20 protein-coding genes and 1 pseudogene are annotated in these 21,887 nt (G+C 73.3%); 10 read left to right on the forward strand and 11 right to left on the reverse strand.

The features are described from left to right. Positions 1 to 174: 174 nt before the first annotated feature. Together ABZ478_RS33320 and ABZ478_RS33325 are read left to right on the forward strand one after the other, a co-directional pair. Positions 175 to 330 (forward strand): annotated as a pseudogene (locus tag ABZ478_RS33320) (sodium-independent anion transporter); the annotation flags it as partial. 138 nt (positions 331 to 468) lie between these two features. Further along, positions 469 to 1,458, forward strand: coding sequence for a CorA family divalent cation transporter (locus ABZ478_RS33325; RefSeq protein ID WP_359555415.1), 990 nt, complete (start codon positions 469 to 471; stop codon positions 1,456 to 1,458). A 37-nt stretch (positions 1,459 to 1,495) separates the two neighbouring features. Here ABZ478_RS33325 and ABZ478_RS33330 read toward each other — a convergent pair whose 3' ends face one another. Next, positions 1,496 to 1,831: a hypothetical protein gene (locus tag ABZ478_RS33330; protein WP_359555417.1), complete on the reverse strand. Its 336-nt coding sequence runs from the start codon at positions 1,829 to 1,831 to the stop codon at positions 1,496 to 1,498. 255 nt (positions 1,832 to 2,086) lie between these two features. On the opposite strand from ABZ478_RS33330, the gene ABZ478_RS33335 reads away from it, so the two are divergent. Genes ABZ478_RS33335 through ABZ478_RS33345 form a run of 3 tightly spaced genes read left to right on the forward strand, consistent with a single transcriptional unit; the run spans position 2,087 to position 5,460 of the window. Further along, a complete protein-coding gene (locus ABZ478_RS33335; protein ID WP_359555561.1) occupies positions 2,087 to 2,575 on the forward strand; it encodes a gluconokinase in 489 nt (162 codons plus the stop codon). A 24-nt stretch (positions 2,576 to 2,599) separates the two neighbouring features. Continuing rightward, positions 2,600 to 3,568, forward strand: coding sequence for a DUF389 domain-containing protein (locus tag ABZ478_RS33340; protein WP_359555419.1), 969 nt, complete (start codon positions 2,600 to 2,602; stop codon positions 3,566 to 3,568). Positions 3,569 to 3,621: 53 nt separating this feature from the next. Continuing rightward, positions 3,622 to 5,460: a glycoside hydrolase family 15 protein gene (locus ABZ478_RS33345; protein WP_359555422.1), complete on the forward strand. Its 1,839-nt coding sequence runs from the start codon at positions 3,622 to 3,624 to the stop codon at positions 5,458 to 5,460. A 12-nt stretch (positions 5,461 to 5,472) separates the two neighbouring features. Here the strand turns inward: ABZ478_RS33345 and ABZ478_RS33350 are convergent, their stop codons facing one another. The 7 genes from ABZ478_RS33350 to ABZ478_RS33380 form a co-directional block, all read right to left on the reverse strand. Next, on the reverse strand, positions 5,473 to 7,239 hold the full coding sequence (locus tag ABZ478_RS33350) for a cation:proton antiporter (RefSeq protein WP_359555425.1): 1,767 nt from the start codon (positions 7,237 to 7,239) through the stop codon (positions 5,473 to 5,475). A 36-nt stretch (positions 7,240 to 7,275) separates the two neighbouring features. Beyond that, complete coding sequence (locus tag ABZ478_RS33355; protein WP_359555428.1) at positions 7,276 to 8,316, reverse strand: cytochrome d ubiquinol oxidase subunit II; 1,041 nt, start codon at positions 8,314 to 8,316, stop codon at positions 7,276 to 7,278. Next, positions 8,313 to 9,716 carry a cytochrome ubiquinol oxidase subunit I gene (locus ABZ478_RS33360; protein ID WP_359555430.1) on the reverse strand — a complete coding sequence of 468 codons (1,404 nt, stop codon included), beginning with the start codon at positions 9,714 to 9,716 and terminating at the stop codon, positions 8,313 to 8,315. Before ABZ478_RS33360 ends, ABZ478_RS33355 begins: the two co-directional genes overlap by 4 nt. 54 nt (positions 9,717 to 9,770) lie before the next feature. Continuing rightward, on the reverse strand, positions 9,771 to 10,610 hold the full coding sequence (locus ABZ478_RS33365) for an SDR family oxidoreductase (RefSeq protein ID WP_359555433.1): 840 nt from the start codon (positions 10,608 to 10,610) through the stop codon (positions 9,771 to 9,773). A 164-nt stretch (positions 10,611 to 10,774) separates the two neighbouring features. Further along, entirely contained in the window at positions 10,775 to 12,355 is a 1,581-nt protein-coding gene (locus ABZ478_RS33370) for a GMC family oxidoreductase (RefSeq protein WP_359555436.1), read from the reverse strand. A gap of 113 nt (positions 12,356 to 12,468) precedes the next feature. Next, entirely contained in the window at positions 12,469 to 13,428 is a 960-nt protein-coding gene (locus ABZ478_RS33375; RefSeq protein ID WP_359555438.1) for a cyclase family protein, read from the reverse strand. Next, positions 13,425 to 14,852, reverse strand: coding sequence for a chloride channel protein (locus ABZ478_RS33380; RefSeq protein WP_359555440.1), 1,428 nt, complete (start codon positions 14,850 to 14,852; stop codon positions 13,425 to 13,427). The genes ABZ478_RS33375 and ABZ478_RS33380 overlap by 4 nt, the downstream gene beginning before the upstream one ends. 220 nt (positions 14,853 to 15,072) lie before the next feature. On the opposite strand from ABZ478_RS33380, the gene ABZ478_RS33385 reads away from it, so the two are divergent. The 5 genes from ABZ478_RS33385 to ABZ478_RS33405 all read left to right on the forward strand — a co-directional run bounded on the left by ABZ478_RS33385 (position 15,073) and on the right by ABZ478_RS33405 (position 18,844). Further along, the gene (locus ABZ478_RS33385) at positions 15,073 to 15,573 is read left to right on the forward strand and encodes a hypothetical protein (protein WP_359555442.1); all 501 of its coding nucleotides are present in this window, start codon (positions 15,073 to 15,075) and stop codon (positions 15,571 to 15,573) included. A 96-nt stretch (positions 15,574 to 15,669) separates the two neighbouring features. Then, positions 15,670 to 15,837, forward strand: a complete 168-nt coding sequence (locus ABZ478_RS33390; RefSeq protein ID WP_359555445.1) for a hypothetical protein — start codon at positions 15,670 to 15,672, stop codon at positions 15,835 to 15,837. A gap of 96 nt (positions 15,838 to 15,933) precedes the next feature. Then, positions 15,934 to 16,593 carry an ABATE domain-containing protein gene (locus ABZ478_RS33395; RefSeq protein WP_359555446.1) on the forward strand — a complete coding sequence of 220 codons (660 nt, stop codon included), beginning with the start codon at positions 15,934 to 15,936 and terminating at the stop codon, positions 16,591 to 16,593. Positions 16,594 to 16,685: 92 nt separating this feature from the next. Further along, the gene (locus ABZ478_RS33400; protein WP_359555448.1) at positions 16,686 to 16,967 is read left to right on the forward strand and encodes a hypothetical protein; all 282 of its coding nucleotides are present in this window, start codon (positions 16,686 to 16,688) and stop codon (positions 16,965 to 16,967) included. A 98-nt stretch (positions 16,968 to 17,065) separates the two neighbouring features. Next, positions 17,066 to 18,844 carry a phosphatidylglycerol lysyltransferase domain-containing protein gene (locus tag ABZ478_RS33405; protein WP_359555450.1) on the forward strand — a complete coding sequence of 593 codons (1,779 nt, stop codon included), beginning with the start codon at positions 17,066 to 17,068 and terminating at the stop codon, positions 18,842 to 18,844. Between the two features lie 87 nt (positions 18,845 to 18,931). Here ABZ478_RS33405 and ABZ478_RS33410 read toward each other — a convergent pair whose 3' ends face one another. The 3 genes from ABZ478_RS33410 to ABZ478_RS33420 form a co-directional block, all read right to left on the reverse strand. Next, positions 18,932 to 19,480, reverse strand: coding sequence for a GNAT family N-acetyltransferase (locus ABZ478_RS33410; RefSeq protein ID WP_359555453.1), 549 nt, complete (start codon positions 19,478 to 19,480; stop codon positions 18,932 to 18,934). A 176-nt stretch (positions 19,481 to 19,656) separates the two neighbouring features. After that, on the reverse strand, positions 19,657 to 21,090 hold the full coding sequence (locus ABZ478_RS33415; RefSeq protein ID WP_359555455.1) for a HAMP domain-containing sensor histidine kinase: 1,434 nt from the start codon (positions 21,088 to 21,090) through the stop codon (positions 19,657 to 19,659). Then, positions 21,090 to 21,824 (reverse strand): response regulator transcription factor, encoded by a 735-nt coding sequence (locus tag ABZ478_RS33420; RefSeq protein WP_359555456.1) that lies wholly within the window; start codon positions 21,822 to 21,824, stop codon positions 21,090 to 21,092. Before ABZ478_RS33420 ends, ABZ478_RS33415 begins: the two co-directional genes overlap by 1 nt. Positions 21,825 to 21,887: the final 63 nt, after the last annotated feature.

Raw genomic sequence — 21,887 nt, forward strand, 5'->3', positions numbered from 1 at the left:
GCCACTCAAACGGGCCGAGCACCGCAACTGGCTACCACCCGCACCGGACGCGGTGACCATCACGCGGCAAGGCACAAGCTAAGTCACCGGCATTGCGGCTAGCCCCTGTCCGGCGGGCCGGCGGGTGCGGTCCGGAGGCGGGCGGCCAGGGTGGCCGCGAACTCCTCGGCGCGGGCCGCGCACATCTGGGACGCCTCCTCCGTCGCCGCCCTGGACGCCGTCGGGACCAAGTACGCACAGCGCGGCAAGACCGTCGAGATCGTCGGTCTGAACGAGCCCAGCTCCCGGATCCACGAGACGCTCAGCGGGGAGCTCGCCGGCAGCCGCTGACCGGCACCGGCCGGACGGAGGGCCTCACCGGCTCACCCGTCCGGGGTACCCGCCGCCGCGCCCGCGTGTGTCCGCGACCGGCGGCGGCCGCGTGTGCGCACCGTGGGACCTACGGAACTGGGATCACGGTGAGGACAGATGATCGTATCGGTGGTGTCGATGCCCGGAGGGGCCACCACGCGTACGGGCCTGGCGGAGGCACGTGAGCTCCTGGCCGCCTCCGCCTTCCTGCTGGTCGACGTCCAGCTCACGGACGAGCCGGCGGCCGAGGGCGCCGAGGTCGTCGGCGGGCTCGGTCTGGAGTCCGAGTGCCCGCCCTGGTTCGGCAGGGCGGACGAGCCGGTGCGGGCCCAGTTCCTCGGCGACCGGGCCGGCCTCGTCGTACCCGTCGTCCAGGGCGGCCGGGTCGTCCACGTCCATGTCATGGCCACCGAGCGGCACCTGGTCACCCTGCACCGGGGACCGGCCAGGACGGTGGAGAACCTTCTCGCCCGGCTCGGCGAGGAGAACCCGCCCGACAGCGTCGCCGTGCTGTTCCTGCTGCTCGAGGAGGCCCTGGACACGTTCCGCCGGGCCGCGGTGGCGGACCTGCTGGTGGTGGAGGACCTCGAGGACGAGATGTTCGACCGGCGGCGCCCGGACCAGGTCTACCGCCTGGCACGGCTGCGGCGGCGCGCCGCGCTCCTGCACCACTTCCTGCTGCCCTACCTCCAGGCGACCGACGAGGTGATCATGCGCAGGATGCTCAGCCGCGACTTTGCCGAGGAGCGCCGGCATCTCGCCCACGAGTTCCAGCACACCGGCCGGCTGGTGCTCACCGACATCGAGTCCCTGCAGGAGGCCACCCGGCGCGCCTTCGCCAGCTACTCCTCGCTGGTGTCGGGCGAGCAGAACGGGGTGATCAACCGGCTCGCCATCGTGTCCACGATCTTCCTGCCGCTGACGTTCCTGACCGGCTACTTCGGGATGAACTTCAGCTACCTCACGGACGAGATGGAGAGCCGGGCCGTGTTCTGGCTGCTCGCCGTGGCCCTGCAGGTGGCGGTGCTGGGCGGCGCCCTGTACGTGCTGCACCGCACCCACATCTGGCGCAGGCTGCGGGACGACGAGGGGCTGGGGGACCGGTGAGCGCGGTGTCCCGGGTACGCCCGGGCGCCGGCCGGGGTCACTCGGGGGCGAAGGAGAAGCTGCGCCACGGTCCGGTGGACCTGACCACCACGTCCGAGCCCTGCATGTTCAGGTAGACGCTCTCCTTGCCCTTCGGCGCGGTGCAGTCGGGCGTCTTGAACAGCAGGATGCTGTTCTGGGTGAAGTTGTCGACGCGGGTGACGTCGGCCCTGAAGCGGTGACACCCCTCGATCGACGGGTTCGTGAAGGACTGCACCGGTCGGACGCCGTTGTGCCCGGTGATCGTGCCGGCCGCCTGGTCCTGGCAGGCGGCGAGCCCCACTCCGGACAACGCGACGCAGGCGAGCGCGGCCAGCGGACGTGAAACACGCATCGGTCCTCCAGTGTCTACGGAGAGCGTGTACGGAGAGCCGGCTGGAAGGTGGTCCCGCCCCACCACCACTATCCGCCAGAGCGGGCGGGCCCGCCTGGCGAGTGCGGCGGTGCCGGTCGCGGGGCCGCCCGGGGCGCGCACGCGGCACTTCGACCGGTGCCGGGCGATAGTGGTGAGGTATGGGCAGTTCCGCACCACGCCCCCGAGGAGGCCCCGTTGGCCGGACCGGACGGGGGTTCGCGGGTGGTCGTCGTGATGGGCGTCTCCGCCTCCGGCAAGTCCACCGTCGGAGCGCGGCTCGCGCAGCGGCTCGGCGTGCCGTTCCTGGAGGGCGACGACCTCCACCCCGCCGCGAACCGGGCCAAGATGGCGTCGGGACACCCCCTCGACGACGCCGACCGGCGGCCCTGGCTGGCGGCGCTCACGGAGTGGATCCGCGTCACCGCGTCGAGCGGGCACGGCGGTGTCGCCTCCTGTTCCGCGCTCAAGCACGCCTACCGCGACCAGTTCCGGCGTACCGGAGCGGACCTGTGGTTCGTGTACCTGGCGCTCGACCGCGAGGTGGCCGCGCAGCGCATCGCGCGCCGCAAGGGGCACTTCATGCCGCCGGCACTGCTCGACAGCCAGTACGCCACGCTCGATCCGCTGCACGCCGACGAGCCGGGCGTCACCATCGACGCGTCCGGCGGCGCGGCCCAGGTCGTGCGGGCGGCGCTGCGTTCGGTGTGCGGACCGGACCGCTAGCGGACGCCTCCCGGGAGGGTTCGGATGGACCTGATCCACTTCCGCATGGTGATGCCGCCGTCGCTCACCGAGCCGGTCGTCGGCCTGCTCGCCGCGCACGACCGCGTCCTCAACCTCGTGGTGGTGAGGGCCGCGCGGGTTCCGGACGGTGACGCGGTCGAGTGCGACGTGGTGAAGGGCGCCGCCAACGGCGTGCTGGAGGGCCTGCGCGGGCTGGGCGTGGACCGCGCGGGGTCGATCGCCGTCGACGACGTCGACATGATGTTCTCGCACCACGCCGACCGGCTGGAGGCCGAGCAGCCGGGCGCACTCGTCCAGGCACCGCTGTGGGCGTCGGTGGAGGCGCACATCCGGGCGGGCGGGACCTATCCCCCGTCCTTCTACCTGTTCCTGGTCATCGCCGGGATCATCGGCTCGGTCGGCATCATGACGAACTCGCAGATCCTGATCGTGGCGGCCATGGTGGTCGGCCCCGAGTACAACGCGATCACCAACATCGCGCTCGGGCTCGACCGCCGTAACCGCCACCGGGTCCGGGACGGAACGCGGGCCCTGACGGCCGGGTTTCTGCTGGCCATCGCCGTCACGCTGGGGTTCACCGCGCTGGCGCGGGCGTTCGGCATGCAGTCGACCGCCTTCGAGCTCGGGCTGCGGCCGGTCTCCCACCTCATCGACACGCCGGACTTCTTCTCCGTCGCCGTGGCCGTGCTCGCGGGTGTCGTCGGCATCGTCTCGCTCGCCGAGGCACGCGGCAGCGCCCTGCTCGGTGTGTTCATCTCGGTGACCACGATCCCCGCGGCCTCGGACATCGCCGTCTCGCTGGCCTTCGCCGACTGGGGCCAGGCCCGGGGCTCACTGCTGCAGTTGCTGGTCAACGTGGTCGTCCTGGTGATCGTCGGCGTCCTCACCCTGCGCCTGCAGCGCCGGCTGTGGCGCCGCGCGGCCCGCCGGGCCGCCGCCGACCGGAGCGCGGGTGAGGGCCGTCCGTCCTAGGCTGATCGAGGAGGGGCCGTTCGGGTGAATCGCTTGCCGGAAGGGGTGCCCCGATGGACGACTATCCCCTGATCGAGAACCACGGCCTGCTCGGCGACCTGCAGACGGCGGCCCTGGTGACCACCGACGGCACGGTCGACTGGCTCTGCCTCCCCCGATTCGACTCGCCCAGCGTCTTCGGCGCCCTGCTCGACAAGGACAAGGGCGGCCACTGCACGGTGCGGCCGACGCACGCGATGTACGCGACCAAGCAGCTCTACCTGCCCGACACGGCGGTCCTGGTGACGCGGTTCATGACCGAGGCGGGGGCCGGCGAGGTCCTGGACTTCATGCCGGTCACCGGGACGACGGCCACGGACTGCCACCGGCTGGTCCGCCTGGTGCGCTGCGTGCGCGGCGCCATGACGTTCGACGTCGAGGTCGCGCCGCGGTTCGACTACGGCCGGACGGCCCACCGGCTGCACATCACCGAGCACGGCGCCCTGTTCGCGGCGGAGAACGGCGCGGTGCTCACCGCGCATCCCATCCGCGAGCCGGAGGACGAGCGGCTGGTGGACGTCCTCACGGACCGGGGGAACGACCTGCACTTCACGCTGTCCCTGGAGGCGGGCCAGCAGCGCGGTCTGATGCTGGAGTCGGCCGCCGACGGGCCGCCCCGGCAGATCCGGCTCGCGCAGTACCAGGAGTTGTTCGACGAGACCATCAGGTACTGGCGCACCTGGCTCGGGCAGTCGCAGTACTCCGGGCGCTGGCGGGAGACGGTGGAGCGCTCGGCGATCACGCTGAAACTCATGACGTACGCCCCGAGCGGCGCCCTGGTGGCCGCCCCGACGGCGGCGCTCCCCGAGCAACTGGGCGGCGAACGCAACTGGGACTACCGGTTCACCTGGATCCGGGACGCCTCCTTCTCCGTGTACGCCCTGCTGGGGCTGGGGTTCACCGAGGAGGCGAGGGCGTTCATCAACTGGCTGGGCGACCGGGTGCGGGAACGGGCCGGCAGCGACGGGGACTCGGGCCCGCTCAACATCATGTACCGGGTCGACGGGTCCTCCGACCTGAAGGAGGAGCTGCTCGAGCACTGGGAGGGCTACGCCCGTTCCGCCCCGGTACGGGTCGGCAACGGCGCCGCCACCCAGCTCCAGCTCGACATCTACGGCGAGGCCCTGGACAGCATCCACTTCGCGCACCGGCACGGGATCAGGCTGGGGCACCAGGGCTGGCTCTCGCTGCTGACCAACCTGGAGTGGCTGGTCGACCACTGGGACCAGGCGGGAGAGGGCCTGTGGGAGACCCGCGGCGGCCGCCAGAACTTCACCTACGGCCGTGTCATGTCCTGGGTGGCGTTCGACCGCGCGCTGCGGCTCGCCGAGTCGCACGGCCGGCCGGGTCCGACCGCGCGCTGGAGCAGCGAACGCGACGCGATCTACGAGCAGGTCATGAGCAAGGGCTGGAGCGGCGAACGCCGGGCCTTCGTGCAGCACTACGGCAGCGACGTGCTGGACTCCTCGCTGCTGCGCATGTCGACGGTCGGGTTCATCACCCCCGAGGATCCGCTGTGGACGTCGGCGCTCGACGCGATGGAGCAGGAACTGGTCAGCGACAGCCTGGTCTACCGCTACAACCCCGAGGCCTCGCCGGACGGCCTGCGCGGTTCGGAGGGCACCTTCTCGCTGTGCACCTTCATGTACGTCGACGCGCTGGCGCGGGCCGGACGCACCACCCGGGCCCGGCTGGTGTTCGAGAAGATGATGGGGTACGCCAACCATCTGGGCCTGTACTCGGAGGAGATAGACCCGACGGGCCGTCAACTCGGCAACTTCCCGCAGGCGTTCACCCATCTCGCCCTCATCGACGCGGCGCTGACCCTGAACGACGCCCTGACGTCCCGGTAGCCGGGCGCGGGATCAGCCCGGCGGTGGCGCGGGGCCGAGGAGCACGAGGGTGTCGTCCGGTGCGGCGCCGGCGAAGGGTACGGCTCCGGTGACGGGCTCCAGCTCCCCGCCCGGCCGTACGACGAACAGGGCGTCGTACCCGGGCGGGCGGGGCGCGGACGCCGGCTGGGCGTGGAAGCGGGCGCCGCGCTCGTGGCGGTCCGCGACGGCGTGCCGGACCAGCCGCCCGCCGAACAGGGTGTGACCCGCCGTGTAGGGGGCGACCACCCCCTCGCTGTCGGGCGGCGGACCGACGCGGTAGACCGGGCCCTCGACGCTGTCCTCCATGACGACCGAGGCGAGCGCGTTGAAGTCGTCGTCGGCCGTGAGCAGGAAGACCGAGGTGACGCCCTCCAGCCGGGCCCGCGGATCGGTGGCCGTGGCCATCAGCTCCCCGGTGACCAGTTCGATGCCCGCCGCCTCGATCCGCTCGCGCTCCCGCGTGCCGCCCGCCCACATCAGCACGTCGGCACCGGCGGCGCGCAGCGTCCGGGCGAGATCGACCACCCACGGATCGCCGCCCACCAGCAGCGGTCGCGCCCGGGCGGGCCGGCTGACACCGAGCCCGCGGGCGACGGGCTTCGCGGTGAGCGCGTAGACCAGGACGGTTCCCACGATCACCAGGAAGGTGACGGGGAGGATCTTCCCCGCGCCGCGCAGTCCCGCGGCGGTGAGCGAGGCGGAGAAGGTCGTGGCGGTGGAGGCGGCCACGATGCCGCGCGGGGCCATCCAGCCGGTGAAGGCGCGTTCGCCCGCGAGGAGTTCCGTCCGGGCGGTGGACAGCAGGGCCACCAGCGGCCTGACCACGAGCACGAGCAGGGCGAGGAGCGCGAGCGTGGGCAGCAGCACCGGGACGACGGACTTCGGCGTCACGGTGGCCGAGATGGAGATGAACAGCAGGCCGATGATGAGCTGCACGAGGGTCTCGAAGAACGGCCGGCGTGCGGGCATGTCGAGGCCGGGCAGGTTGGCGACGGTCAGCCCGGTGACGATCGCGGCGATGAGACCGGTGTCGTCGTACGCCATGTCGCAGCCCGCGGCCACCGCGACGACCGTGGCGAGCTGGGCCAGCGTGCCCAGTGTCTCGCCCAGTCGCAGCCGCCGGAGGGTGAACCAGAGCAGCGCGGCGCCGACCGCCCCGCCCACGAGTCCGAGGGTGATCCCGGCGAAGAACGCGCCGAAGCGGAAGTTCCCGCTCCGCAGTCCGCCGGAGACGATGGAGTGGAAGACGACCGCGCCGAGGATGCCGCCGACGGGGTCGATCAGCGAGCCTTCCCACATCAGGACGCGGCGCACCCCGTCCGACGGCCGGACGTGCTCCAGCAGGGGCCCGACGACGGTCGGCCCGGACACCACGAGGATGACCCCGATCATGCTGGCCACCGCCACCGGCACCCCGTACAGGGCCGGCGCCGTGCCCAGGACGGTCCCCCAGGTGAGCACCACCCCGAGCACCATCAGCCGGACCACGACGGTGCGGGTCGCGCCCTTGAGATGGCGCAGGTCGAGGCCCAGCCCGGCGTCGTACAGGATGATCGCCACGGACAGGGACACGAGCGGGGAGAACGCCGGGCCCAGGAGCAGGTCGGGGTGGATGTCGTCGGTCAGGGCCCCGGCGGCGAAGCCGGCGGGCAGCAGCAGGATCAGGGCCGGGATCCGCAGCCGGCTCGCGAGGATCTGGCATCCGACGGCCAGGGCGACGGTCAGCCCGAGGCCCAGCAGGATGTCGTCCTCGCTCACCCGGCACCCGTCCCCGGGTGCGCGCCGGCCACCGGGTCAGCCCTCGTCGCCGGTGCCGGCGCTCCGCAGGTCGGCGTCGGTGAGACCCTCCAGCTCGCCGTGGGTGTCCAGCCAGTACAGCAGGGCGACCGCGGGGACGATGATCACGACGGCGACGAGCGTGACGAGGCCCAGCCAGCGCAGTGTGGTGTGCGCGCCCGCGCCCTCGGCGACGGTCAGCGAGGTCGGTACGAGATAGGGGCGCTGCGCCATGCCCCAGGCGAGGATGGCCGAGGCGACCGTGCCGACCGCCGTCACCCGCGACCAGGCCCCGGACGGACGCGTCAGCAGCCATCCGGTGGCCGCCGTGCCCACGGCCGCGACGACGACGAAGAACAGGCCGACGCCGTGCGTGAGCCCGTGCCACACGTGCGGGGCGTCCCCGTGGGTGACGACCAGGGTGATCACCGCGAGTACCGCGAGGGCGGCCAGGGCGCCCAGTGCCCGCCGCCGGAAGTAGGCGTCCAGGTCCGGCGCGGCGAAGCGCCGGGCGTCCGCGGCGAGGGAGACGGCGCCGAGCGACGCCGTGGCCGCGATGGCGAGCAGCCCGAACAGCAGTGAGGTCGGGTTGGCCCAGGCGTCCGTCGACGCGGTCGTCGTCGAGGTCACCCGGCCCGAGGCGACTCCCCCGGCGGCGGCGCCCAGGAAGAACGGCGTCAGGAGCGAGGCGACGGCGAACATGGCCCCGTACAGGCGCCGCCCGGCCAGCCTGCGGACCGGCTTGCGCAGGGCGAAGCCGGCGCCGCGGAGCACGGTGCCGACGGCGGCCAGCGCCAGCGGCAGCCACATCGTGACGAACACCTGCTGGAAGAAGACGGGGAACCCCGTCCACATGATGACCAGCACGAAGATCAGCCAGACGTTGTTGACCTCCCAGACGGGGGCCATCGCGTGGTCGATCAGCCGGCGCGGGCGCTCACCGCGCTCGGCCCCGCCCGCCGTCAGGTCCCAGAAGCCGGCGCCGTAGTCGGTGCCGCCGCCGCAGGCGTAGGCCGCCACGGCGAGCAGCAGGACGACGGCCATGACCCCGGCGATCACAGGAACCTCCCGGCGGAACGCGGCCCGTACGGTGTGTCGGTCTCCGGTTTCTCCGGCGCCGGCCCGCCGGTGACGTCCGCCCTGCGCCAGCGGGAGCGCATCTTCAGCAGGACCACCAGGAACGATCCGAAGACGAACACGTACACCACGATCACCAGGGCGAACATGAGCCACAGGGCGCCGGCGCGGGTCGACGTCACCGCCTCTGCGACGCGCATGTTCTGGTACACGATCCACGGCTGGCGGCCCACCTCGGTGGTGATCCAGCCGCACTCGACCGCTGCCACGGAGGCCACGCCCGCGCACGCCGCGACGCGGTAGAACCACGGGGAGGCCGGCAGCCGGCGGCGGCGCAGCCACACGACGGCGTACCAGAGGGCGAGCAGGATCAGCAGCGAGCCGATGAACACCATGGTGTCGAAGGCGAAGTGGGCGATGGTGGCCTCGCGGGCCGTCGGCCGGTCACTGGCCGGCACCGACGTGAGACCGGTGACCTTCGTGTCCGGCCGGAAGCCGGCGAGGATCGAGTCGAGCTGGGGGATCCTGATGCCGCCGGAGATGCTCCCGTCGGGGCGCAGCCGGCCGTAGAGGTACTCCGGCTGGTGCGTGTCGGTGTTCCAGACGATCTCCATGGCGGCGAACTTCACCGGCTGCTTGTGGAAGACCTGCCGGGCGATGGAGTCGCCGAGCACGAACTGCACCGGCGTGAAGACGGCGGCGAGCGTGAAGGGGACGGTGAAGCCGAGCCGGTGGTAGCGGTCCCGGCGGCCGCGGAGCCAACCGGTCGCGTAGACACCGGCCGTGACGTAGCCGGCCGTCACGAACATCGCGACGACGAAGTGCCAGTACTGCGGGCCGAACATGGGCGTGAAGATCGCCTTCCAGATGCTCACGTCCACGGGGTTGCCGGCGGCGTCGAGGGTGAAGCCGCGCGGGGTGTTCATCCAGGAGTTCGCGGCCAGGATGCCGAAGGCGCCGAGCAGGGCGGCGAAGGGCAGCGGCAGACCGAGCAGGAAGTGGGTGCGGGAGGGCAGCCTGCGCCAGCCGTACAGGTAGACGCCGATGAGCACGGCCTCCAGGAAGAAGGCCCAGGCCTCCACGCCGAACCCGATGCCGAAGACATCGCCCCACCGGCCCAGCATGCCCGGCCAGAGCAGCCCGAACTCGAAGGACAGCACGGTGCCGGTGACGACCCCGATGGCGAACTGGACCGCCATGACGGCCGACCAGCGCCGGGCCAGCAGCAGCGCGGTCTCGTCGTTCCGGCGCAGCCCGTAGCCGTGCATGATGAGCGTGATCAGCGGGAGTGCGACGCCCAGCGGCACCAGGATGATGTGGGAGGCCAGGGTGAAGGCCATCATCGAGCGGGCCGGGAGCGTCTGCGGGGGCACGTCCGTCATGGACAGGACCGTGTGCATGTGCGCCTTTCCGGGAGCCGACGCGGACGGGGCGGGTCAGCCGCCGGTGGCGAAGCCGGGGAACAGGGTCATGCCGCCGTCGACGTACAGCGTGGTTCCGACGACGTAGTCCATGAGGTCGGAGGAGAGGCCCACGACGGCGTTGGCGATGTCCTCGGGGTCGCCGACCCGGTCGTAGGGGATCAGCCGCAGGAGGTCCCGTTCCGCCTCGGCGGTCTCCCAGGCGCCGCGGTTGATGGGGGTCTTGATGGCCCCGGGGGCGACCGCGTTCACCCGGATCTTCTTCGGGGCGAGTTCCTGCGCGAGGGTCGCCATCATCATCTGCACGCCGCCCTTGGAGGAGGCGTAGTTCACGTGCCCGGACCACGGGATGAGCTGGTGCACCGAGCTCATGCAGATGATCTTCCCGGCCGCCCGGGAGACCTCGGGGACCACTCCGCGGCGCAGGAACTCCTTGGTCGCCTCGCGGGCGCAGAGGAACTGCCCGGTGAGGTTGACGTCGAGGACCTTCTGCCACTGGGCGAGGGTCATGTCGGTGAGGGGGGCGTCCCGTTGCAGTCCCGCGTTGGCGACCAGGATGTCGATCGTGCCGAACTCCTGGACCATCCGGTCCACCATGGCGACGACCTGGTCCTCCTTGGAGACGTCCGCCTCGTAGGCGGCGGCCTTGACCCCGAAGGCGGTGATCTCCTCGACCACCTGCTCGGCCTCCTCGCGGCCGGCCACGTAGTTCACCACCACGTCGGCCCCGGCCCGGCCCATGGCGACGGCCGTCGCCCTGCCGATCCCGGAGTTCGCGCCGGTGACCAGCGCCTTCTGACCCTTCAGCAGATGTGCGGGGATCACGCCCCGCGGCGCGCCCTCGGTGGAACTCACGATGCCCTGCTCCTTGCCTGCGTGCCCGGACCGCGACCGGGCCGTGGGCCCGGAGGTTCCCCGTCAGCCAAGCACCGGGGCACACGGCCGGCATGCCGGGGCGGACCGCGTTGCGCTGCGCGGCTGACGTTCTTCGCCCGGTCGGACGCCCGCCGGGCGTCGGGTCAGCCCAGCCGCTCCAGCAGGTGGTCACCCACCCGGAGGGCGTTCGCCATGGCCGTCAGGGACGGATTGACCGCGCCGATGCTCGGGAAGAAGCTCGTGTCCACGACGTACAGGTTGTCCAGGTCGTGGGCCCTGCAGTTCAGGTCCAGCGCCGAGGACGCCGGGTCGGCGCCGAAGCGCACCGTGCCGGCCTGGTGGGCGGTGGCCCCGATCGGCATGCCCTTGTGCAGGTAGATGCTGCGGGACAGCAGCTTGTGCTCGTGCATGCCGAGCCGGCCCAGCATGTGCTGCAGCTTGTGCCGCAGGTGCTTCAGGCCGGCGACGTTGTTGGACTCGTCGAGCGTGAGCCGGATCTGGCCGTCGCTCTCCAGGGTGACCCGGTTGTCCGGCTGCGGCAGGTCCTCGCCGCACAGCCAGAAGTCGACGGCGTGATGGGCCAGCACCTCGAAGGGCATGTCCGGCGACACCGCCCCGGCCCAGCGCGGGGCCTGACCGTGGATCTGCTCGGCGTCGGACTTGCCGAGCATCTGGATCCCGCCCAGCGGGAACTCGAAGTCGTCCGCGCCCAGGTACCAGTCGTGCAGTGCGAGGGTCTTCTGGAACCGGGTGTCGTTGGGCTCCTTGGAGATGGCCATCAGCGCCAGGTTGTTGTGGCGCATGTAGTACCGGCCGACCACGTCCGAGCTGTTCGCCAGGCCCCGCGGGTGCCGGTCGTTCGCCGAAGCCAGCAGCAGAGCGGCGGAGTTGACGGCCCCGCAGGCCACGATCACCAGGTCGGCCGAGAACCGGGCCTGCTCACCGCCGGGCAGCGCGGCGACGACGGTGGTGACGCTGCGCCCGGTGGGGTCCGTCTCCAGCCTGGTCACCCGGGCGTTGGTCACCATCTCGACGTTGGGGTGCGCGAGGGCCGGCTCCACGCAGATCACCTGGGCGTCGGACTTGCCGCGCACCAGGCAGGGGAAGCCGTCCACCCGGTCGCAGCGGATGCAGGCGCTGCCGTGCTTGGCGCGGCCGTACTCGTCCTGGGTGAGGTCGACCCCGATCGGCAGGTGGAAGGGGTGCAGTCCCTGCTTCTCCAGGTCGTGACTCAACTGCTCGATGCGCGGCTCGTGTTCGACCGGCGGACGGGCGTACTGGGCGCTGCTCGGCCCTTCGAAGGGGTCCTCGCCGTGCCGGCCGTGCACCAGGTAGAGGTGCTCGGCCTGGGTGTAGTACGGCTCCAGGTCGTCGTAGCCGAGGGGCCAGGCGGGCGAGACGCCGTCGTGGTGGCGCAGTGTGCCGAAGTCCTCGGGGCGCAGCCGGAACAGGGCGGCGCCGTAGAACTTGGTGTTGCCGCCGACGTAGTAGTTCACCTCGGGCGGGAACTCGTCGCCGTGCCGGTCGAGCCAGAACTCCGGGGCCCGGTACTTGGCTTTGACGAACACGGCCGTGGAGTCCCAGTTGTCGCGCTCGCGCCGCAGGTAGTCACCGCGTTCGAGGATGAGCACGCGCTTGCCGGAGGGGGCGAGACGGTGGGCGATCGTGCCGCCGCCGGCACCGGTGCCGATGACGATGACGTCATAGGAGTTGTGGGTGTCCACGGCAACCACCGTCCTTGTCCGTTCGGTCCGCGGCCGTTACGGGCTTCACCTCTTCGAACGTACGCGCCATACGGTGCCGCGGCACCCGGAGCGGACACGCACCGGGCGGCCGGTCACAGCACGGCGATCGGGTTCACCGGTGAGCCGGTCGCCGCGGGGAGCCGGAGCGGGGCGACCACGCACAGGAAGTCCCGGCGGCCGGTCTCCTCGCACGCCGTGGCCAGTTCCTCCAGGTCGAGGTAGTCGAGCAGATGCAGCCCCAGGGCGTTGACGGCGAGGACGTGCACGGGGAACGGGAATCCGGTCACCGCGCTGGGCGCCGCGTCGTTGTTGCCGTCCGAACCCAGGACGGACACCTGCCGCTCGGCCACGAAGTCCATGGCGTCCGGGTGCAGGCCGGCCCTGGCCCGGGTCACGTCCCAGGAGCCGAGACGGCGGCGGCGCAGCCGGTGGCCCACCCGGACCAGCAGCAGGTCGCCCGGCCCGGCCCGCACGCCCTGGGCGGTCTCGGCCGCCGCGAGGTCCTCGGCCGTCACCTGCTCGCCCGGTTCGAGCCACGGCACGCCGCGCAGGCGCGGGATGTCCAGCAGGACACCGCGGCCGACCAGGCCGTCGCGCACCAGGTCGAGGGTGAGCGCTCCGGCGCCGTCCGGGGTGACGGTGCTCGCCGGTACACCGCCGTGCAGCTCTCCGTCGAAGATCACGTGGCACAGGGCGTCGAGGTGGCTGTCGACGTCTCCGTGCACGTTCATGGCGATCCGGTCGCGGGCGAAGTGCAGCCCGGGTTCGTCCCGCTCCTGCCGGTCCGGCGCGGTCATCCGGTGGGTCGCGGGCTCCGGGCTGTCCGCGGCGGTCGCGGTCTCGACGGGCGCGGCCAGCGACACGGTGCGCCCGGACCGCACCCCGGCGGCGGCCGCCACCACCCGCTCGGGGGTGAGCCGGTCCAGTGCGCCCCGCCCCTGCGCCGCCTCCTCGGCGGCGCGCTCCCGCAGCCGCCGGTACAGCTCCCGGAAGGCCTCTTCGGTCAGGGTGCCCGGTGCCGCCCCGGGGGCGGGGTGCTCGTGCGACGTCATCGCGAACTCCTCTTCCGCCGCCCGGCAGCGCGCTCGGCGTCGTCGGCCCAGGTGGCGGCGGGCCGGGCGTCCGGTGGGCCGGCCGGCCTGCCCACCGGCGGCACGGGGAGGCCGGGCGGCAGCAGCTCGGCCATCACGAAGGCGGCCACGGCGGCGAGGATGATCAGGGGGATCATCGCGGCGCTGCCGAGCACCAGGACGACCAGGAGCACGCTGCTGACCGGCAGCCGCAGCGCGGCCGCCGACGCGGCCGCCATACCCGCCGCCATCCCGGGTACGACGCCGAGGCCGGGCAGCGGGGCGAGCAGTACGCCCAGGGCGGCGCCGAGGAACAGTGACGGGAAGACGGGTCCGCCGCGCAGGCTGCCGAGGCACAGCGCGTAGGCCATGCCCTTGCACAGCAGTACGGCGACCAGGGCGCCGACGCCCCAGGCGTGCGGGTCGGCGGCCAGCCGGGCCAGGGTGGCCTGGCCGGAGGAGGCCACGTCGGCCGGTGACCGGTCGACGGCCAGCGCGTACACCGCGGCGCACGCTCCGGCGGCGAGGGCGCACAGTGCGGTGTGGACGACCGGCCGGCCCGCCACGAAGACCGCGGCCCGGCGTCCGGCGGACAGTGTCAGGTGGACGGCGACAGCGACGGCGACGGCCATCAGCACCGACCAGAGCACGTCCCCGGCGTCGAGCCGGGGAGAGGGGACGCCGACCTTCACCGAGAGGGTGCCGGTGGCGAAGCCGGTCCAGTGGCCGAAGCCGGTGAACGCCAGCGACCCGATCCCGCTGGACAGCAGCGCCGGCAGCATGACCGCGAAGAGCTGCGGGCCGCCCACTCCGGCAACCTCGATCAGGATGACGGCGGCGACCAGCGGGTTGCCGAAGATCGCGGACAGGGCGGCGGCGGCACCCGCCGCGCCGAGGAGTGCCGTGCCCTGCGGTGTGCCCGGGGTCCGGGCGAGGTTCCTGAAGTACAGCGCCAGGCAGCCGCCGAGCGCGATCAGCGGCGCCTCGGGGCCGAGGGTGGCGCCGAGGGGCAGGCTCGCCAGCGCCGCGAGGATCACCCCGGGCAGGGCGGCCGGGGCCATCCCCGCCGTGTGCAGGCCCCCGGCGGGGATGTGTCCGCCGGCGCCCGGCAGACGCGTGACGACGAGGCCCACGGTGAGACCGGCGACCGTGAGCAGCGGCAGCGGCCACCACCACGGGGGGACGCTCCAGCCGAACTCGGCCGGCAGTGCGGCCCACAGCAGGTGTTCGAGTTCGTGGAGCCCGGCGAGGAAGAAGAAGGCGGCCAGCGAGACCGGGACGCCGATGAGCGCCGACAGCACGAGTGCGTGCTGGTAGGGGCGGGAGCTCAGCAACCCGCGCAGCCGGTCGGCCTCTTCCGGCTGGGTGCCGGCGGCGGGGGCGGTGGACGGGTCCGGCGGCGTCACGACACCGTTCCTCCCGTATCGGCCGGGGGGACATCGCGCTCACGGGCCCGTGCCCGGTGGCGCCCCCTCCCTCCAGCCATTGCAGCACCCGGCCGCGGGCCCCGCACTCCCGGAGCCGCCGGGGCCCGGGGTCCTCGCAGTCCCGTTCGGGATGCAGTTCGCGGTGACGGCCCCTTCACTGGGAGGAAAGCCCGTTTCGGGGATTCTCTGGAGGCGGACCATGGCTGGCAGATGGACAAGGGGAGCGGCGGGCGCGATCCTCGCCGGGGTCGTCGCGGTCGCGGCGGCGGGCTGCTCCGACGGCAACTCCGGTAACGCCTCGGACGCCGCCAGCAAGGCGGCCTCGGCGGCGTCCTCCGCCGCCTCCTCCCTCGCCTCGAAGGGCGGCGACGCGCTGGCCTCGGCCTCGGCGGAGGCCCGGCAGAAGCTCAGCGGCGTCAAGAACGGGGTGCAGGCCAAGGGCGACGTCACGCTCGGCACCCCGGCCGCCGCGAGCGACGGCAAGGCCACCGTCGAGGTGAGCGCCAAGAACACGGCGTCCGCGGCCAAGTCCTTCGCCGTCCAGGTCAACTTCACCGACAAGCACGGCAATCTGCTGGACGTGACCGTGGTGACGCTCAAGGACGTGGCGGCCGGCTCCACCGGCGACGCCACCGCCCGGAGCCACCGCAAGCTGACCGGCGAGGTGCACGCCGTGGTCAACGCGGCGCTGCGGTACTGATGTCGGGCCCGGACGAGCGGCCGGGCTCAGTCCAGTTCCAGACGGTCCGCCAGGCCCGCCCGCTCGAACGCGGCGACGACCTCCTCGCGGCCCTCGGTGAAGTGGGCCCAGCTGTCGCAGTGGGCCGGGATCGCCGACCGGTACGCCCCCGTCGAGGACGAGGAGGGCGTCGTCGAGGACGGGCAGCCGTGGGGCGCCGGCGAACAGCACCGCGGTGTCGACGGGGGCGTACCGGTCGGCGATCTCCTGGACCAGTTCCAGTGAGGCGTTGTCGCCGCTGACGTACACAGTGGGCAGGCCGGCGGCGGCCGGCACGAAGCCGGTGACCTCGCCCACGATCGGCTCGCAGCCCTCGGGGCCGTGCAGGGCGGGCGCCGCGGTGACGGTGACGGTGCCGCCGCCGGGGCGGGGCAGCTCGGCGGACCGCCAGGGGGCGAGCGCGCGGGCGGTGCCGCCGAGGCGGGCGGCGGCGCTCGGCGTGGTGAAGGTGCGGGGCACCTCGGCGCCGTCACCCTGCCCGGAGGCCAGGTCGCCGATCTGCTCGGCACCCCGGCCGGTGCGCACCGGTGGCTGGTGGCGCACGGTCTCGCCCCGGCCGACGCGGCACTCCGCGAGACGTGCGCGGAGCGGCTGCGCGTCCTGCGCGAGTGGATCCGCGCGCTGCTCGCCTCCCGGGTCGACGGCCGGACCGCCCCCGCGGACGCCCTGGACGCCGTCAACGACGCGCTCACCCGGGCGCCCGCCGCCTCACTGCTGCTCTGGCACCCCGACCGCGGCCTGCACCGGGCCGCCGCCCACCCCACGACGCAGATCGTCGAGCACGCGCTCGCGGCCCTCGCCGCCGACGCCGCCGACCTGCTCACCGGCCCCGACGCCGACCGGCTCACCGCCTGCGGCTCCGCACCCTGCAACCGCTACCTGCTCCGGCACGGCCGCCGTCACTGGTGCTCCACCCGCTGCGGCGACCGCGCCCGCGCGGCCCGCGCCTACGCCCGCCGCACCCGCGCCGACGAGACATAGCCGACATGCGCGGTGCGACAGCGGCCGCGTCCCCGGCCATATCGTGGATGCCCGAACGCCAACGGCCACACATCCGCTCATCGGGGGACACCATGCGGGACACACACACGGAGCCGGCCCCGGCCGCGCCGCTCGCCGTACGCGGACTCGCCCCGACGCTGACCGTGCTGGTCGTCAGCCTCGTCGTCGCCGCCGTCGGCGTCTACGAGCTGTGCGGTTTCGGCCTGCACAGCCTCGACCGGCGGCCGCACCTGTTCAGCGACGGCCTCGCCACCGGCGGGGTGATCGTCGCCGCGGTGGCGGCCGGGGCCGCGGCGGGCAACCTCGCCTGGACACTGGCGGCGGCCCGGCGCGGCGCGGACGACTCCGGATGAGAACCTGTGCACCGGATGTGCGCACCTTTGCACGCGCGTTACCCTACGAACTGTAGGGTCGGCGTCGCCCCGTCCCCTCCCCCAAGGTGCCCGTCACCATGTCCGCACGACAGCCGAGCCCGGCCTCCCCACCGGCTCCCGCCCAGCGCGCTCCCCGCCCCAGTGCCCCCGCCCCGCCGGCCGGTGACGGCCGGCTGAGCGAGCGGGCGGCGGCGTCCACCGTCTGGTACCTGCGGCTGCAGGCCGCGCTCAACATCCTCGCGGTGCTCTCCCTGCCCTTCCGCGAGGAGGTGCACGAGCACAACGTCGGCTCCTTCTTCACGCCCTACCTGGCCACCGCCGGCCTGGTCTCGGCGTTCCTCGCCCTCTTCCTCGCCGTGGTGATGCGCCGCCGCAAACGAGCCGCCTGGGTCTTCAACCTCCTCCTCGCCGGCCCGCTCTTCGGCCTCTACGTCCTCGCGCTCACCCGCGCCCCGTACGGCGGGCACGTCTTCAACTGGCTCTCCGCCGCCCTCACCGGCCTGTTCGTGGCCGCCCTGCTGCTCGGCCGGCGCGAGTTCGACGCCATCGGCGACCGCTCCAACCCGCGCCTCGCCCTCGTCGTCGGCACCGGCGGCGCCCTGGTCGGCGCCACCCTGGGCACGCTGCTGGTGCGCGAGACCAACCGGATCCCCGGCGCCACCCTCAAGGACGAGATCTCCTACACCCTGCTGCGCGGCATCAGCGTCGGCCCGCTCGCCGACCGCGTCGACACCGTGGACGCGCCCCGCTGGGCGGACATGACCGTCAACCTGCTGATGGCCGCGACCTTCCTCCTCGTCCTCTACGCCTGCTTCCGCGCCCCGCGCGGCGCCTGCCTGCTCGGCGCGGAGGACGAGCGGCGGCTGCGCGAGCTGCTCGGCAGGCACGGCGAGCGCGACTCCCTCGGCTACTTCGCGCTGCGCCGGGACAAGGCCGCCATCTTCTCGCCGAGCGGCAAGGCGGCCGTCACCTACCGCGTCGTCGGCGGGGTCAGCCTGGCCTCCGGCGACCCCATCGGCGACCCCGAGGCCTGGCCCGGCGCCATCGACGCCTGGCTCGCCGAGGCCCGCCGGCACGCCTGGACCCCGGCCGTCATGGGCGCGAGCGAGGACGCCGGCACCGTCTACTCCCGGCACGGCATGGACGCCCTCGAACTGGGTGACGAGGCGATCGTCGAGCTGGCCGACTTCAGCCTGGAGGGCCGCGCCATGCGGGCGGTCCGCCAGGCCCACAAACGGGTCCGCCGGGCCGGCTACACCGTCCGGGTCCGCCGTCACGAGGACATCCCCGACGACGAGATGGCCCTCCTCGTCGACCGCGCCGACCACTGGCGCGACGGCGCCACCGAGCGCGGCTTCTCCATGGCCCTGGGCCGCCTCGGCGACCCCGGCGACGGCCGCTGCGTGATGCTGGAGTGCCGTGACGCGGACGGCGTCCCCCGGGCCCTGCTCAGCTTCGTCCCCTGGGGCGAGCACGGCCTGTCGCTGGACCTGATGCGCCGGGACCGCGCCTGCGAGAACGGCCTGATGGAGTTCATGGTGGTGGAACTGCTGCTGCGCGCCGAGGAGTCGGACATCCAGCGGGTGTCCCTGAACTTCGCCATGTTCCGCTCGGTCTTCGAACGCGGCTCCCGCCTCGGCGCCGGCCCGGTGCTGCGCCTGTGGCGCTCGGTCCTCACCTTCTTCTCCCGCTGGTGGCAGATCGAGTCCCTGTACCGCGCCAACGCCAAGTACCGCCCGCTGTGGGAGCCCCGCTTCCTGCTGTTCGCCAAGAGCAGCGACATCCCCCGCATCGGCCTGGCCAGCGCCCGCGCGGAGGGCTTCCTCACCCTGCCGGTGCTCAGGGGCCGGTCGTAGCGCCGCCGGGCCAGTCGCTCCCCGGCGTCGTGCCCGGTCCCGGCGCCCGGGAAAGCGCGGCCCGGACCCCCGGGGAAGCGGTCCGGCTCAGCCGGACGGCGGGACCGGCGACCACACGCCCATCCACTGCTCGGCGCCCCATTCCTCGAACCGCTGCACCTCGGTGAACCCCAGCTTCGCCGCGAGGCGCATCGAGCGGTCGTTGGCGATCTGGGTGCAGAGCACCACCGGCTCGCCGGGGAGCGCGCCGGCGAACCAGCCGAGCGCCGCCGCGCACGCCTCGGCGGCGTAGCCGAGACCCCAGGTCCGCGGCAGGAACAGGTAGCCGATCTCGGTCTCGGCGACATCCGGCCGGGCGTGCCCGAGCACGTCCGCGCCGTGCGGTTTTAGCTCGACCAGGCCGATCATCGCTCCGTCGAGCTCGATCACGAAGAGGCCGGGGCGCTTCTCCGGCGTCCCGGGCAGCACGCGCTCGTACTCGTCACGCGGGCGGGGGCCACCGAGGTAGGTGTGCACCTCCGGCGAGGTGAGCAGGTCGACGAACGTCGCCCGGTCCCGCGCGTCGGGCTCGCGGAGCACGAGCCGCTCGGTCCTGATCGGAGCGGGTGGCCAGGCCGCGGAGCTGAGTTCAGGCATGACGGGCAACGTATCGCACGCCCAGGGGAGCGGTCCGGGCGGCCACGCTCATCACCTCCGCACCAACTCCCGTGCTCTCTCTCCCACTTCACGCAGGAGCACGCACGCGCGAGCGCTGTGCGCGACCCGTACGCCGCCGGGTCCGTACCGCGGGGCGGCGCCGCCGGGGAGCGCCCTCACACACCCGCGTCCCCCACGATCCCGCCCCCGACCGTGAACCCGATGACCGCCCCGCCGCCCTCCCGCCGGTAGGCGAACGGCGCACCGCCGTGGGCCATGGCGACCTCGCGGACGATGGACAGCCCCAGGCCCGAGCCCGGCAGGGACCGCGCGTCGGCGGCCCGGTAGAAGCGGTCGAAGATACGGATGAGGTCGCCCTCCGCGATACCCGGCCCCCGGTCGAGCACCTCGACCCGGACCGTTCCCGGGCGCGCCGGACCTGTGACGGCGATCTCGATCGGCTCCTGGCCGCCCCGGTCGAACTTGGCCGCGTTCTCGACCAGGTTGGACAGCGCCCGCTGGAGCATCCCGGGCCGCCCGTCGGTACGCGTGTCACCGCTCGCCCGCAGCACGATCTCCCGGCCGGTACGGCGCTTGGCCAGCCCCAGCACGTCCTCGGCGATGTCGGCCAGGTCCACCTGCTGCGGCGGCTCGCTGTCGGACTGCCCGGCCGCGAGGTCGACCAGCTCGTTGACCAGGTCGGTCAGTTCCCGGGCCTCCTGGCTGAGGTCGGCGACGAGTTCCTCCCGGCTGTCGGGCGGCAGCTCGTCGATCCTGCGCAGCAGCGAGATGTTCGTACGCAGTGAGGTGAGCGGCGTCCGCAGCTCGTGCCCCGCGTCCTGGACCAGCCGCCGCTGGTCCTCCTCGGACTGGGCGAGGCGGCCCAGCATGCGGTCGAAGGCGCGGCCGAGCCGGCCCACCTCGTCAAGACCGGCGACGGGCACCTCGATGCCCAGCCGGCGGGTGCGGGCCACGTCCTCGGCGGCGGAGGTGAGCACGACCAGGCGCCGGGTGATCCGGCGGGCCAGCCACCAGCCGAACAGGCCCGCGGCGACCACGACCGCCGACATCAGGATCAGCGTGCGCTGCTGGAGCGCCCGCAGCAGGTCCTCGGTGTCGCTGAACTCCTGGGCGACCTGCACCGCGCCCTTGCCGTCGCCGAGCGAGACGGTGGCGATGCGGAACAGGTCCTCGCCGACCCGGACGTCCTTGTGCTCGACCACCCGCCCGGCCGTGCGCGCCCCGGACACGGCCCGGTCCCGGGCGGTGACCGGCAGCACCGGGCTGCCGTGGTCGACGACCTCGCCCCGCGCGCCCAGCACCTGCACATCGGTGCGGGCCGGCCGGACCAGATCGTGGCCGGGCCGGGAGGAGGAGAAGTCCTCCGGGACCATCTCGTGCTGCCGCACCTCGTCCCGCACGTCGGACACGACCTGCGTGAACACCGACTGCTGGTCGACCCGGACCAGGCGGGCGGCGGAGCTGTAGGACAGGATGCCGACGAGGATGGTCACGGCGGCGGTGACGGCCGCGAAGGACACCGCGAAGGTGGTGCGCAGGGAGACCAGCCTGGGCCGGGGCCCGGCCCCGGGCCGCCGGCCGCGGCCCACTAGTCCTCCCGCAGCACGTAACCCACGCCCCGCACGGTGTGGATCAGCTGCGGGGCGCCGGGCTCGTCCAGCTTGCGGCGCAGATAGCCGACGTAGACGGCCAGGTTCTTGGAGCCGGGGCCGAAGTCGTAGCCCCAGATCCGGTCGTAGATGGTGGAGTGGTCGAGCACGATCCCGGCGTTGCGGACCAGCAGCTCCAGCAGCTCGAACTCGGTGCGGGTCAGCTCCAGCTCGCGGCCGCCCCGCCAGGCGCGGCGGGCCTGCAGGTCCATCCGGATGTTCGCGGCGCCCACCTGCCGGTCGGGGGCCTGCGCCTCCCGGCCGCCGTCGGCGGCGGGCGTCGCGCCGGCCCCGCCCGCCGGCACCGGGCTGGTGCGGCGCAGCAGCGCCCGCAGCCGGGCGAAGACCTCCTCCACGTCGAACGGCTTGACCACGTAGTCGTCGGCGCCGGCGTCCAGGCCGGCGATCCGGTCGGCGGTCTCCACCAGGGCGGTGAGCATGAGGATCGGGGTGCTGTCGCCCTCGGCCCGCAGCACCCGGCAGACCTGGAGCCCGTCGATGCCCGGCATCATCACGTCCAGCACCAGGACGTCCGGCGGGGTCCGGTGCGCCTGGGCCAGCGCCTCGACACCGTCGGCGACGGCCGTCACCTCGTAGCCCTCGAGCGTCAGGGCACGCTCGAGGGCATGACGGATGGCACGGTCGTCTTCGGCGAGCAGCACAGTCTGGGGCACGTCACCAGTCTGCCAAGGCCCCGGGCGGTTCCGCCGGGCCCGCAGGCCGACGATCACCCTTTT

The sequence above is a fragment of the Streptomyces sp. NPDC005706 genome (genome assembly GCF_040631045.1).
GTDB lineage: Bacteria > Actinomycetota > Actinomycetes > Streptomycetales > Streptomycetaceae > Streptomyces.